Origin of the sequence: Pseudomonas sp. DCB_AW (genome assembly GCF_026240895.1) — a bacterium.
GTDB classification, from domain to species: Bacteria; Pseudomonadota; Gammaproteobacteria; order Pseudomonadales; family Pseudomonadaceae; genus Aquipseudomonas; species Aquipseudomonas kermanshahensis.
Genome location: NZ_JAPFCE010000057.1, coordinates 21818 through 34978, shown reverse-complemented (window position 1 = coordinate 34978; position 13161 = coordinate 21818). Strand labels below are relative to the sequence as shown.

The 13161-nt window shown below is 62.2% G+C and carries 9 protein-coding genes and 3 pseudogenes; 6 read left to right on the top strand and 6 right to left on the bottom strand.

What is annotated here, in order from left to right; translation table 11 throughout:
* Window positions 1–116: pseudogene (locus tag OO306_RS22360) on the bottom strand (ATPase, T2SS/T4P/T4SS family); the annotation flags it as partial.
* Window positions 117–710: pseudogene (locus OO306_RS22355) on the bottom strand (hypothetical protein); the annotation flags it as partial.
* Between the two features lie 129 nt (window positions 711–839).
* Here OO306_RS22355 and OO306_RS22350 point away from each other — a divergent pair.
* Both OO306_RS22350 and OO306_RS22345 read left to right on the top strand, forming a co-directional pair.
* Window positions 840–1631 (top strand): dienelactone hydrolase family protein, encoded by a 792-nt coding sequence (locus tag OO306_RS22350; RefSeq protein ID WP_099430219.1) that lies wholly within the window; start codon window positions 840–842, stop codon window positions 1629–1631.
* 80 nt (window positions 1632–1711) lie between these two features.
* Window positions 1712–2413, top strand: a complete 702-nt coding sequence (locus OO306_RS22345; RefSeq protein ID WP_265969949.1) for a 4'-phosphopantetheinyl transferase — start codon at window positions 1712–1714, stop codon at window positions 2411–2413.
* A gap of 3 nt (window positions 2414–2416) precedes the next feature.
* Here OO306_RS22345 and OO306_RS22340 read toward each other — a convergent pair whose 3' ends face one another.
* Both OO306_RS22340 and OO306_RS22335 read right to left on the bottom strand, forming a co-directional pair.
* Entirely contained in the window at window positions 2417–4024 is a 1608-nt protein-coding gene (locus tag OO306_RS22340; RefSeq protein ID WP_265969948.1) for an ATP-binding protein, read from the bottom strand.
* Window positions 4021–4719: a response regulator transcription factor gene (locus OO306_RS22335; protein ID WP_265969947.1), complete on the bottom strand. Its 699-nt coding sequence runs from the start codon at window positions 4717–4719 to the stop codon at window positions 4021–4023. The genes OO306_RS22340 and OO306_RS22335 overlap by 4 nt, the downstream gene beginning before the upstream one ends.
* A gap of 623 nt (window positions 4720–5342) precedes the next feature.
* Here OO306_RS22335 and OO306_RS22330 point away from each other — a divergent pair.
* The 3 genes from OO306_RS22330 to OO306_RS22320 all read left to right on the top strand — a co-directional run bounded on the left by OO306_RS22330 (window position 5343) and on the right by OO306_RS22320 (window position 10234).
* Complete coding sequence (locus tag OO306_RS22330; RefSeq protein WP_027594697.1) at window positions 5343–8222, top strand: ribonucleoside-diphosphate reductase subunit alpha; 2880 nt, start codon at window positions 5343–5345, stop codon at window positions 8220–8222.
* A 138-nt stretch (window positions 8223–8360) separates the two neighbouring features.
* Complete coding sequence (locus OO306_RS22325; RefSeq protein ID WP_256208043.1) at window positions 8361–8492, top strand: hypothetical protein; 132 nt, start codon at window positions 8361–8363, stop codon at window positions 8490–8492.
* A gap of 491 nt (window positions 8493–8983) precedes the next feature.
* Entirely contained in the window at window positions 8984–10234 is a 1251-nt protein-coding gene (locus OO306_RS22320) for a ribonucleotide-diphosphate reductase subunit beta (protein ID WP_027594698.1), read from the top strand.
* Between the two features lie 54 nt (window positions 10235–10288).
* On the opposite strand, the gene OO306_RS22315 is transcribed toward OO306_RS22320, so the two are convergent.
* Complete coding sequence (locus tag OO306_RS22315; protein WP_265969946.1) at window positions 10289–10747, bottom strand: GNAT family N-acetyltransferase; 459 nt, start codon at window positions 10745–10747, stop codon at window positions 10289–10291.
* A gap of 101 nt (window positions 10748–10848) precedes the next feature.
* On the opposite strand from OO306_RS22315, the gene OO306_RS22310 reads away from it, so the two are divergent.
* Window positions 10849–12327 carry a PLP-dependent aminotransferase family protein gene (locus OO306_RS22310; RefSeq protein WP_265969945.1) on the top strand — a complete coding sequence of 493 codons (1479 nt, stop codon included), beginning with the start codon at window positions 10849–10851 and terminating at the stop codon, window positions 12325–12327.
* Window positions 12328–12431: 104 nt separating this feature from the next.
* Here OO306_RS22310 and OO306_RS22305 read toward each other — a convergent pair.
* Window positions 12432–13151: pseudogene (locus tag OO306_RS22305) on the bottom strand (type II toxin-antitoxin system HipA family toxin); the annotation flags it as partial.
* Between the last annotated feature and the right edge of the window lie 10 nt (window positions 13152–13161).

Sequence of the window (13161 nt, the reverse complement as noted above, 5' to 3'; positions counted from 1 at the left end):
GTCAGGCCCTTCTTCTCGTTGACTGGGATCTGCAACACGCCGGGCAGTTGATATTCGACCGGGTCTTCGATAGTGATGATCTTGTCAACGCCGTGGTTGATCTCGCTGATCATGGCGTTCGCCGACAGGTAAGTTTGTGCACTGCTGGTCAGGCGCAGGGTGCCGTCTTTCGGCCCGCCGCTGGCGCCCACCTCGGTTGCTGCATTGGTGCGCAGGTAACGGTAGCCCATCTCCACCGATGCCTTGTCGGTGATCTCCTGGATCACACCTGCCTGCAGGCCCACCGCGTAGCCATAATCGGTATCACGGCTGGCACCTGGGGAATCCTGGGTCAGCTTGGTCATGCCCAGGCTGCCGCCGCCGAACAGTTTGGTGGTATCGCCCACCGGCAGGAACAGGTCATAGCTGCCCAGCAGGTTTTCCTGGCGCAACTTGAGGCCGCTGTGGTCGCCCGAGACGTTATCGTAGGTCATGTAGTAGCGACCCTGGTCGTTGATCTTACCCACGCGCACGCCCCAGGTGTCGTCCTTGCCGATGATGCCGTCGGCGTTCAGGTTGTCGGTGTTGCGTTGCAACAGGCCCGACTTGCGGACTTTATCGCTGGTCTGGCCGTAGGTCAGGCTGGCGAAGTTTTCGTCGGCGGCCTGGGCGGTGGTGATGCCTGCGGCGCAGACGGCCATGGCGGCGAGCAAGGTGTTGAAGGTTTTCATGGCTTCGTACTCCAGTTGGATGCGCTGTTTCTGTCTGGAAGCTAGAGTAAGGAGGGCACCCTGAACCGTGACTGAACCCTGGCTGAACCAGGGCTGAACGAACTGTCTGCAAGACAAGGAGTAGTAAACATGCGCGCCCTGCTGGCCCTGACCTTGATGTGCAGCGCCGCCCTCGCCCAGGCGGCGGTAGTGACCCGCGAGATCCCCTACCAGGACGACGATGGCAAGCGCTATGTCGGCTACTACGCCTATGACGATGCGCTGGACGACAAACGCCCGGGCATCGTCGTGGTGCATGAGTGGTGGGGCCTGAACGACTACGCCAAGCGCCGCGCTCGTGACCTGGCAGCCTTGGGCTACAAAGCGCTGGCGATCGACATGTATGGCGATGGCAAGCACACCGAGCATCCGCAGGATGCTCAGGCGTTCATGGCCGAAGCGATGAAAGACCCGGCTGCGGCGGCCGCGCGCTTCGACGCGGGCCTGGAGTTGCTGAAAAAACAGCCGAACGTCAACAAGCACCAACTGGGCGCCGTGGGTTACTGCTTCGGTGGCAAGGTGGTGCTCGATGCGGCGCGCCGGGGAGAAAAACTCGATGGCGTGGTGAGTTTCCATGGCGCGCTGGCCACCCAGACGCCAGCCAAGCCGGGCGTGGTCAGGGCCGACATACTGGTCGAGCACGGCGCGGCGGACAGCATGGTCACCGAACAACAGGTCGAAGCGTTCAAGGCGGAAATGGACGCGGCCAAGGTCAACTACAAATTCGTCAGCATCCCCGGGGCCAAGCATGGCTTCACCAACCCGGACGCCGACCGTTTGAGCCATGGCGAGCATGGTGGGCCGGACATTGGTTACAACAAGGCAGCCGATGAAAGCTCATGGGCGGATATGCAGGCCTTCTTCAAGAACGTGTTCAAGTAACGATCGCCGGGGCCGCTTTGCGGCCCATCGCGACGCAAGGCCGCTCCCACACAGGCGTCGCGGCTGGCACAATAGCCCCCATGAACACACTTCCCACCTGCTGCTCCCCACTTCAGCACCACTGGCCCCTGCCCCGCCCGTTGCCGGGTGCAGTGTTGGTCAGCTGTGCCTTCGACCCGGCCCACCTGGCTGCCGACGACTTCCAGCGTGCCAGCATTGCACAAAGCGCCAGCCTGCAACGCTCGGTGGCCAAGCGCCAGGCCGAGTACCTGGCCGGCCGTGTCTGCGCCCGCGCCGCCTTGCAACGCCTGGATGGCCGCGACTTTGTGCCGGGCACCCATGAAGACCGCTCGCCCATCTGGCCGGCCGGTATCCACGGCTCGATCACCCATGGCAAAGGCTGGGCCGCCGCCGTTGTCGCGGGCCAAGGCAGCTGCCGCGGCCTGGGCCTGGATCAGGAGTCGCTGCTGGATGACGAACGTGCCGAGCGCCTGATGGCGGAAATCCTCACCCCCGCCGAACTTGAGCGCCTGGACCGCCGCCAGCTCGGCCTGACAGTGACGCTGACCTTTTCGCTCAAAGAAAGCCTGTTCAAGACCCTCTACCCGCTGACTCGCCAGCGTTTCTATTTCGAGCACGCCGAAGTGCTGGAGTGGTCCGCCGAGGGCTTTGCCCGCCTGCGCCTGCTCACCGACTTGTCGACCGAGTGGCAACGCGGCAGTGAACTGCAGGGCCAGTTCTGCCTTCAGGACGGCCACCTGCTGAGCCTGATCAGCGTCTGAGATTTACTGGGGCGCCTGTGCCCGCGGCCAGCTGAGGCTGAAGCAGGCGCCGCCCAGCGCCTCGCTGCGCCCTACCGTGGCCCTGCCAGCGTGCCAGTAGATGATCCGCCGGACGATCGACAGGCCCAACCCATGCCCGCCGGATGCCCGGGTGCGGCTGTCGTCGAGCCGGGTGAAGGGCGTGAAGATGCGGTCCCAAACGCCCTCCGGGATGCCTGGCCCGTCATCTTCCACATCGACCCTGCAGCGTTGCTGCCCCAGTTGGTAACTGAGCCGAACTTCGCCTTCGGCATGGCGCATGGCGTTGCTCACCAGGTTCTGCAGCGCCCGGTGCAGGTAGCGCGGCTCGGCCTCGACCCAGGCCCCATCGGTTTCAGCCCCTTGGCAAGCACCGCGTACCACCTTGATGCCGGCCCGCAGCGGCGCCAGTTCCTCAATCACCCGGTCGAACAAGGCATCGAGGTCGACCCGCTGGAATTTCAGCGCCGGCGCACCTTGCTCAAGGCGCGCGTAAGTCAGCATCTCGTCGACCAGCTTGTCCAGGTCCTGGATGTCGCCATCCATGCCGGCCAGGTGCTTGGCGCGGGCTTGGTCGCTACTCGCGGTCTCGATCATCTCCAGGCCAAAGCGCAGGCGCGCCACCGGCGTGCGCAGCTCGTGGGACACCGCCCGCACCAGCTCGCGCTGCATGGTCAACGAGCGCTGCAGGTGCTCGGCCATGCCATTGAATGCTGCAGCCAGGCGCCCGACCGAATCGGCGTCACCGGCCGGCACACGGGTGTCCAGGCTGCCCTGGGCAATACGCGTGGCCGCAATCTCCAGGCCCGACACACGCCGCTCCAGCTGGCGCACCAGCAAATACACCACCAGCCCGATCAGGCACAGCCCGAGAAAGGCAATCAGGATCAGCAACTGCGGCGGGTACGGGTTGAGCTGATGCAACGGGCCGATTTCCAGCACCCAGGGTGACCCTGAGAGCCCAGAGAACACCCGGATCGAATCGCCATCCTTGCCCAGGGCCATGACCGTATCGCCCTCCTCTACCCGCCGCCGCTGGTCGTCATCCAAGCCGACCCGCTCCAGCCGTTGCAGGGCGATGTCGAAACCAAACCCCTTGCTCTGCTTGAGTTGCGCAAGGCGCTGCTGCTGCTCGGTCACCGGGTAACGCACCAGCTCGTCCGCCAACAGGTAAAGCGTGGCCCGGGCCAACTGCTCGCTAACCTGCTTGATCTGGGCCACCAGCAGTACATCCTCGCGGCCGACCTTGCGCAGCACCTGGGCGGCGTGCGGGCCGGTCTTTTCGACCACCACCAGGCCGCGATACAACCGGGCCCGCTGGCCACCGTCAAGGGTGCGCGCCGACATCGGCTGCAGCGCCAACGGCACCCCAAGCAAGCGCTCCCACATCAGCAATGAGCGCTTGCGTTCGGTTTCGTTCTGCACGGCCAGGTTGTCGGCCATCAGGCTGAAAGTGCCTTGGGCCAGGCCCTCGCGGTGCTGGGCGGCGCGCACTTCGTTGACCAGGTGCAGGCTGAGTACCCCGAGCAGCGCCACCAGCACCAGCACGGCGAGCATGCCGCCATAGATGCGCAGAAAGATCGAGTTGTTCATGGCGCTTCGCCGACGAACAGGTAACCCTTGCTGCGCAGGGTCTTGATCAGGCGTGGGTGGATCGGGTCGTCACCGATCTTGGGGCGGATCTTGGAAATGCGCACATCGATGGAGCGGTCCTGGCCGTCGTAGCCGACACCGCGCAGGGCGGTGAAGATCTGCTCGCGCGACAAAACCCGGCCGGCGTTGCTGGCCAGCAGCCAGAGCAGGTCGAATTCGGCGCCGGTCAGGTCTATCAGTTGCTCGCCCAGCCGCGCTTCGCGCAGGCGGTTGTCGATGCGCAGCGGGCCGAAGGCCAGGTCCAGGCGCTTGCTTTCGGGCGCTTCGCTGCGCCGCAGCAGGGCCTGGATACGCGCCAGCAACACGCGCGGGCGCACTGGCTTGCACACATAGTCGTCGGCGCCCAGGTCCAGCCCCTGCACTTGGTCGAGTTCGTCACTGCGGGCGGTGAGCATGAGGATCGGGCCAGTATATTGGCCGCGCACCCGGCGGCAGATGCTCAGGCCGTCTTCGCCGGGGAGCATGAGGTCGAGAATCACCAGGTCAGGCTGGCTGTCGACAATGCGTCGCACCGCGCGGCCGCCATCGCCCTCGACGGCCACCTCGAAGCCGTTGGCCTGGAGGTATTCGGCCGTGAGCTCGGCCAGGCGCTGGTCGTCTTCGACGATGAGGATGCGGGGGGTGGGTTGGTCCATGGCCTTTGCCTTTCAATTGTTGTTTTTCTATCGCCGATACTACGTTCCGCCCCGAGCACTGCCAACCGACCTGCAGTGCCACACTCGCCACTGGACTGAACCGTTTTTTGTGGTAGGGTTCGCGCCCTCAAAATTCTGCCTTGGGGCAGCGCACTGAAGAAAAATACTGCAAACCACTTGGCACAAGGCCTACAGGCCATACCCACAAAGTACGCACAACTTATCCACAGGCGCTCGCCTTGCAAAGACCCTGATACCGCATTATCTTGTATCCCGATCGCAGCGAACCACTACATGTTGGGGTTCGTGCAAAATCACACACAAAAGTCAACCCGGCAAATTATTCGATTTCCCGGTTGAACTTCAGGTGATTTGACCAGCCATACCGCTCCAGCGGACTACTGAACTGCAACAGCTTTTGGGTACTGCCCAAAACCTTTGACTTCGGCCAGGGAGCGGCAAGCTATTGCCCCTTATTCCTGAGTCTGTCCCGAAGTCGGTACGCCCGAGCGGGCGGATGCGCGCGCATGACGCATCCCCGCACGGGTGATCGAGCAAGTGGACGGAACGGTGGGCGCCCAAAAGGCGCCTGTACAATATAGAAACTGTGGAGACACCCACCCATGCAAACCGACACAACTCGCGAGAACCCGCAGGCCCAGGTGCCGCAGGCCGCCGATTCCAACCAGGATCTGGCTGCCACCGCCCCCGGCCAACTGCGCGTGATCAAGCGCAACGGCACTGTCGTCCCCTACACCGACGACAAGATCACCGTGGCCATCACCAAGGCGTTCCTCGCAGTTGAAGGCGGCACCGCCGCCGCCTCGTCGCGTATCCACGACACCGTCGCGCGCCTGACCGAGCAGGTCACTGCCACGTTCAAGCGTCGCATGCCATCGGGTGGCACCATCCACATCGAAGAAATCCAGGACCAGGTCGAACTGGCCCTGATGCGTGCCGGTGAGCAGAAAGTCGCCCGCGACTACGTGATCTACCGCGATCAGCGTGCAAAAGAGCGCGCCACCCGCGCCAACACCGACGCCGTGGTCGAGCCGCACCCAAGCATCCGCATCACCTTGGCCGACGGCAGCCTGGCGCCGCTGGACATGGCGCGCCTGAACACCATCATCAGCGAAGCCTGCGAAGGCCTGGCCGAAGTCGATGGCGACCTGATCCAGCGCGAAACCCTGAAGAACCTGTACGACGGCGTGGCCATCAAGGACGTCAACACCGCCCTGGTGATGACCGCCCGTACCTTGGTCGAGCGCGAGCCGAACTACTCGTTCGTCACCGCCCGCCTGCTGATGGACACCCTGCGTGCCGAAGGCCTGGGCTTCCTCAGCGTTGCCGACAGCGCTACCCACCACGAGATGGCCGAGCTGTACGCCAAGGCGCTGCCAGCCTACGTCGCCAAAGGCATCGAGTTCGAGCTGCTGAACCCGGCCCTGGCCGACTTCGACCTGGAAAAACTGGGCAAGGCGATCAACCACGAGCGCGACCAGCAGTTCACCTACCTGGGCCTGCAGACCCTGTACGACCGCTACTTCATCCACAAGGATGGCGTGCGCTTCGAGCTGCCACAGGTATTCTTCATGCGTGTGGCCATGGGCCTGGCGCTGGAAGAGAAAGAAAAAGAAGCCCGTGCGATCGAGTTCTACAACCTGTTGTCGTCCTTCGACTACATGGCCTCGACCCCGACCCTGTTCAACGCCGGTACCCTGCGCCCGCAGCTGTCCAGCTGCTACCTGACCACCGTGCCGGACGACCTGTCGGGCATCTACCACGCGATCCACGACAACGCCATGCTGTCGAAATTCGCCGGTGGCCTGGGCAACGACTGGACCCCTGTGCGTGCACTGGGCTCCTACATCAAGGGCACCAACGGTAAATCCCAGGGCGTCGTACCCTTCCTGAAAGTGGTCAACGACACCGCCGTTGCGGTCAACCAGGGCGGCAAGCGCAAGGGCGCTGTCTGTGCCTACCTGGAAACCTGGCACCTGGACATCGAAGAATTCATCGAGCTGCGCAAGAACACCGGTGATGATCGTCGTCGTACCCACGACATGAACACCGCCAACTGGATCCCTGACCTGTTCATGAAGCGCGTCTTCGATGACGGCAAGTGGACCCTGTTCTCGCCCTCGGAAGTGCCTGATCTGCACGACCTGACCGGCAAGGCCTTCGAAGAGCGCTACGAGTACTACGAAGCCCTGACCGAGTACAACAAGATCAAGGTGTTCAAGACCATCCAGGCCAAAGACCTGTGGCGCAAGATGCTGTCGATGCTGTTCGAGACCGGCCACCCATGGCTGACCTTCAAGGACCCGTGCAACCTGCGTTCGCCGCAGCAGCACGTGGGCGTGGTCCACAGCTCGAACCTGTGCACCGAGATCACCCTGAACACCAACAAGGACGAGATCGCGGTCTGCAACCTGGGCTCGATCAACCTGCCGAACCACATTGTCGATGGCAAGCTGGACACCGCCAAACTGCAACGCACCGTGAACACTGCCGTGCGCATGCTCGACAACGTGATCGACATCAACTACTACTCGGTGCCGCAAGCGCGTAACTCGAACCTCAAGCACCGCCCTGTTGGCCTGGGCATCATGGGCTTCCAGGACGCACTGTACCTGCAGCACATCGCCTACGGTTCCGACGCTGCGGTCGAGTTCGCCGACAAGTCGATGGAAGCGGTCAGCTACTTCGCGATCCAGGCGTCCTGCGACCTGGCCGACGAGCGTGGCGCCTACGAGACCTTCCAGGGTTCGCTGTGGTCCAAAGGCATCCTGCCGCTGGATTCGCAACAGATCCTGATCGAGGCCCGTGGCCAGAAGTACATCGATGTCGACCTGAACGAGACCCTGGACTGGGCGCCGGTGCGTGCTCGCGTACAAAAAGGTATTCGTAACTCGAACATCATGGCCATCGCGCCGACCGCGACCATCGCCAACATCACTGGCGTGTCGCAGTCCATCGAGCCGACCTACCAGAACCTGTACGTGAAATCGAACCTGTCGGGCGAATTCACCGTGATCAACCCGTACCTGGTTCGCGACCTGAAAGCCCGCGGCCTGTGGGACTCGGTAATGATCAACGACCTGAAGTACTACGACGGTTCGGTGCAGCAGATCGAGCGTATCCCGCAAGAGCTGAAAGACCTGTACGCCACCGCGTTCGAAGTCGAGACCAAGTGGATCGTCGATGCTGCCTCGCGTCGCCAGAAGTGGATCGACCAGGCTCAGTCGCTGAACCTGTACATCGCTGGCGCTTCGGGCAAGAAGCTGGACGTGACCTACCGCATGGCCTGGTACCGTGGCCTGAAAACCACCTACTACCTCCGTGCCCTGGCTGCGACCAGCACCGAGAAGTCGACCATCAACACCGGCAAGCTCAACGCCGTTTCCAGCGGCGGCGACAGCGCCCCGGTTCAGGCCGCCGGCCCGGCACCTGTGCCAAAGGCGTGTGCGATCGACGAGCCTGACTGCGAAGCCTGCCAGTAAGGCCTGATGCCGCAAGGGGTGCCCACGGGTGCCCCTTGCGGCATTTTTGTATCCGCGCTCCAGAGAAGCCTTGCCCTTTGCCCACCGCTCGCGCGGCTCGGTAAAAGAGCAGGACCTCTCAAAAAAAGGACGTACCCCATGGCGCGGAAAAAAGTGGCAACTCGCAAAATTGGTCGCAATGCTGAAACCGGCCGCTTCACCTCGGTCGAAGAAGCACGCAAGCACCCCAAGACACACGTGGTCGAGACCCTGCGCAAGCAGTGCAGCTAACACGCTCTGTGTAGGAGCAGCCTTGTGCTGCGAAGAGGCCGGTTATGCCAGCGAAATGTGCTGTGCATGCGCCGGCCTCTTCGCAGCACAAGGCTGCTCCTACATGACGCGCAAACCCCATATACAGTGCTTAACAAACAAAAAACCACAACATATAGTGCCAAACCTTCGTTTAGCGGCTACACTCTTGCCCGAACGAACGGCACACCCTTGGTGAACGGATGCGCGCCAAACCGGTCGAAAAAGTTACCCTCGCCGGCCAGACTCGCACCCCGATCGAAGGCGAATTCCGGTATACTGCGCCCCCTCTGAAAAGGGCACCTTTCAAGTCCCTGGCCCCTCTATGAGGCCTGGCCAGGCACAAGCACATCCAGATGTAACGAGAGTCAGCCTCTCGAGCTGTCCATTCGCCGTAACGGCCTTGCGTCAGGCATCACATTCTTAAAATCCAACCGGTTGCCTGAGGGCGACCCTCAAGCAGGAGCCAAACCATGCTGAGCTGGGACGAATTCGACAAGGAAGACGGCGAAGTAGCCGCCAAAGGCAACACCCCTGCGCAGGCCAACGCCGCTGCCACCCTCGACAAGCTCGACAGCGCCGGCGGTGCCGCCGCCCTGGAAGCCCGTGCCGCTACCGCTTCTGACTCCGAAGCCGTAAAACGCGCCAAAGCTGCCCTCGACGCCCTCGACGTTGCCGAAGGCCTGGCCGAGCTGGAAGGCTCTGCCGCCCGCGTTGCGGTCGATGAAAAGCGCATGATCAACTGCCGCGCCGACCTCAACCAGCTGGTGCCATTCAAGTACGACTGGGCCTGGCAGAAGTACCTCGACGGCTGCGCCAACCACTGGATGCCGCAAGAGGTCAACATGACCGCCGACATCGCCCTGTGGAAGAGCCAGGACGGCCTGACCGAAGACGAGCGCCGCATCGTCATGCGCAACCTCGGCTTCTTCTCCACCGCCGACTCCCTGGTTGCCAACAACCTGGCCCTGGCCGTGTACCGCCTGATCACCAACCCGGAGTGCCGCCAGTACATCCTGCGCCAGGCCTTCGAAGAGGCGATCCACACCCACGCCTACCAGTACTGCATCGAGTCGCTGGGCATGGATGAAGGCGAGATCTTCAACATGTACCACGAGATCCCGTCGGTCGCGAAGAAAGCCGCCTGGGGCCTGAAGTACACCCGCGCCATCTCCGACCCGGAATTCAACACCGGCACCCCGGAAACCGACAAAGAACTGCTGCGCAACCTGATCGCCTACTACTGCGTGCTGGAAGGCATCTTCTTCTACTGCGGCTTCACCCAGATCCTGTCGATGGGCCGCCGCAACAAGATGACCGGCGTTGCCGAGCAGTTCCAGTACATCCTGCGTGACGAGTCGATGCACCTGAACTTCGGTATCGACGTGATCAACCAGATCAAGATCGAGAACCCGCACCTGTGGGATGCCTCGATGAAAGAAGAAGCGACCCAGATGATCCTGCAAGGGACCCAGCTGGAGATCGAATACGCCCGCGATACCATGCCGCGCGGTGTACTGGGCATGAACGCAGCGATGATGGAGGACTACCTCAAGTTCATCGCCAACCGTCGCCTGACCCAGATTGGCCTGAAGGAAGAGTACCCAGGCACCACCAACCCGTTCCCGTGGATGAGCGAGATCATGGACTTGAAGAAGGAGAAGAACTTCTTTGAGACGCGTGTGATTGAGTATCAGACCGGTGGGGCGTTGAGCTGGGACTGATTGTCCAGGCTGAGCATCGAAAAGGCTGCCGAATGGCAGCCTTTTTTTTGCGTGCTAACAAGCCATCCGGTACTCGATCACCCCCGGCTTTTCAGCAATCCAGTCGTACAGCCGCTGTGCAGTCTGGTTGGTTTCCTGGGTATGCCAGTACAGCCGGTCGCACTGTTTCTCCCGTGCCTGACCCTGAACGAACTCGATCAGCTGCTTGCCAACCTGCCTCCCTCGCGCGCTTGGGCAAACGTACAGGTCTTCCAGATAGCAGAAGTCGTTACGCCCCCAAGTCGAGCGATGGAACACAAAATGGACGAAACCGAGGATGCGCTCACCGTCCGAGGCGACGGCGCAGTGCACGGGCTCTGCCGGGTCGAAAAACCGGGCCCAGGTCAGCTCGGTGGTGGCCTGGCTTAGCGCTACTTTGTAGAACGCCTGGTACTGGCCCCAATAGGCGGACCATTGAGGAAAATCGCTCTGCTTCAACTCGCGGACTGAAATCAATGCGGGTGCAACTGTCATCGTGGACCCCTTTCAATGTGGGAATGGTCTGAAAACAGGTGCATTTATAGCGATAGAATGGCCTGAATAGCCCCGCCACTTTTTGCAAGCGAACCAGACCAATGTTCAAACACGCACAACTGCAATCGGTCAAAGCCTGGATGAGCGACCCGGCCCATGGCGCGTTGTCGTTGCATGTGCGGATCCAGCGGGCGATTCGCCAATTGATCCTTGATGGCGCGCTGCCGGTCGGTAAATCGCTGCCGGCTTCACGCCCATTGGCCCAGTCGCTGGGCGTCTCGCGGGATACCGTGGAGGCGGCTTACAGCCAGTTGCATGCAGAGGGCTTCATCGAGCGTCGGGTGGGCAGCGGAAGCTTCGTCTCGCAACGCGCTCGGCATCTGCCACGGCGACAGCAAAAACGCGAAACGCGCTGCGATGAGCCACCTCAACTAAGCCGCCGGGCGATGGCCGTGCTGCAGAGCGGGGGCGTGAATAATTTCCAAGGGCCGCGCCCGTTTGCACCGGGAGTAGCCGAGACTCGGCACTTCCCCCTGGCGATCTGGGAAAGGCTGGAGCGCCAGGTGTACAAGGAATTTGGCACCCAGGCATTGGAGCACAGTGCGCCACAGGGCATGGCCTGCCTGCGCAGCGCGATCGCTGACTACCTTAACCTTGAACGGGGCGCGCAGGCGTCTGCCGACCGGGTGCTGATCCTCACCAGCTCGCAGCAGGCGCTTAGTCTATGCGCACAGGTGCTCATGGATGCAGGCGATCAGGTACTGGTCGAAGACCCGCTCTACCAAGGCACGCGCAAAGCCGTCGCGGCAGCAGGCCTCGAAGGCGTGCCCGTGCCAGTGGATGAAAACGGCCTGCAGGTGGAACGCATGGCGCGGTTGGCCGCCAATGCCAGGGCGGTGTTTCTGACGCCGTCCCATCAATATCCCACCGGCGCCACATTGTCGCTGGACAGGCGCCTGCAGGCCATCGAGTGGGCAAGGCAGCAGCGCGCCTGGATCATCGAAGATGACTACGACAGCGAGTTCCACTACGAGGGCCGGCCGACCGCCTGCGTGCAGGGCCTGGACCCGCATGAACGCACGCTGTACATCGGCACGTTCACCAAATCGCTGTTCGCCGGGCTGCGCATCGGCTACTTGCTGTTGCCATCTGCTCTCGTCGCGCCGATGACCAATGCACGCACGCTGCAGGATGGGCATACGGCCTCCATTGCCCAGCTGACCCTGGCGCGGTTCATGGAGGGCGGGCACTACACGGCGCATGTGCGGAGCATGCGGGCGCTGTATGCCGCGCGCCGGGACATGCTGGCCGAGCTTGTGCACAAGCACTTGGGGGCGTTTCTGGCGCCAAGCATTCCGGCCGGGGGGCTGCAGATGCCCTGCCACTTCGTGCAGGACTTGCCGGAAGATGCGTTAGTGAGGGCGGCGCATGCGGCGGGGATCGACCTGTTGGGGCTCGGCAGTTTGTATGCATCGCCGAGGAATGATGCGGGCCTGTTGATGGGGTTTGCGGCACTGACGCCTGGCGAGATGCGTGTAGCGGTGGGGAAGCTGGCGAAGGTGTTTGCGGGGCTCAAGTAGTGGCCTCGCCCCCGCCACAAAGGCATCGATGTGCCGTACTGGGGCGCCCAGAGACGTGGTCGAGGGTGAGACCGTTGCTAAGTCTAGAAGCAATTGCGGCTGCTTCAACTCACCGACTGGAGCAGCGCACTGTTTTCGTCGATACGGCCTTGCACGGTTTGCAGCGTTTCCTGGGTGATCATCTGCGGATACCTACGCTCGGCCATGTACCTAAACTGGCTCGCTGCAGCGCATATGCGGTCGATGATGGCGGCGGCGGACGCCGGCGTAATGTCTGCTTCGCTTGCCAGGCGCAGTATCGCTTTCCGGTCGATCGCCAAGGCCTCCCCCATCACATCCATCTGATGATAGCCGCCAGGGCCTTCGCAAAAGGTCACGTCATACGCGGGTGCCAGTTTCCACTCGCCTGCTCGCGACATCACGTAGGAAAAATTCTTGGGATGGTCATCGCGGTTATTGAACACCACGTTAAAAACAACTCGCTCAAAGGCGCGCGCTTTCTCTCGCAGGTCGTTGGTGCACAGATGAGTCGCCCGCAAGAAGTTGACGTAATCCAGGGCACCGGGTGACCTGAAGTCGGCGCCGGTATAGGCCGCCAAGCTCTGCATCGGCACACGCAGATCCCCCTGGCGATCAAAACGTCGGCTGGCGAAAGCGGCCAGCCCATTTGGCAAACTGAAATGCTGGGTATCAGGCGTCGCAATGCCGCACTGACGTAGGCACTCGGCATAGACCATTTCGATAGCGCAGACTTCAGGGTGCTCTTCTCTCGCCGGGAACTTGATCAGCCAAGCTTCCAGGCCTGCCCTGGCAACGGTAGTAAATGCTCACCCC

What these genes read in the sequence shown, in the direction of transcription:
- OO306_RS22335 (WP_265969947.1), bottom strand. Translation starts at nt 4,719, where the DNA reads ATGGACCAACCCACCCCCCGCATCCTCATCGTCGAAGACGACCAGCGC.
- OO306_RS22340 (WP_265969948.1), bottom strand. Translation starts at nt 4,024, where the DNA reads ATGAACAACTCGATCTTTCTGCGCATCTATGGCGGCATGCTCGCCGTG.
- OO306_RS22315 (WP_265969946.1), bottom strand. Translation starts at nt 10,747, where the DNA reads ATGACAGTTGCACCCGCATTGATTTCAGTCCGCGAGTTGAAGCAGAGC.
- OO306_RS22325 (WP_256208043.1), top strand. Translation starts at nt 8,361, where the DNA reads ATGGCGCGGAAAAAAGTGGCAACTCGCAAAATTGGTCGCAATGCTGAA.
- OO306_RS22310 (WP_265969945.1), top strand. Translation starts at nt 10,849, where the DNA reads ATGTTCAAACACGCACAACTGCAATCGGTCAAAGCCTGGATGAGCGAC.
- OO306_RS22350 (WP_099430219.1), top strand. Translation starts at nt 840, where the DNA reads ATGCGCGCCCTGCTGGCCCTGACCTTGATGTGCAGCGCCGCCCTCGCC.
- OO306_RS22345 (WP_265969949.1), top strand. Translation starts at nt 1,712, where the DNA reads ATGAACACACTTCCCACCTGCTGCTCCCCACTTCAGCACCACTGGCCC.
- OO306_RS22320 (WP_027594698.1), top strand. Translation starts at nt 8,984, where the DNA reads ATGCTGAGCTGGGACGAATTCGACAAGGAAGACGGCGAAGTAGCCGCC.
- OO306_RS22330 (WP_027594697.1), top strand. Translation starts at nt 5,343, where the DNA reads ATGCAAACCGACACAACTCGCGAGAACCCGCAGGCCCAGGTGCCGCAG.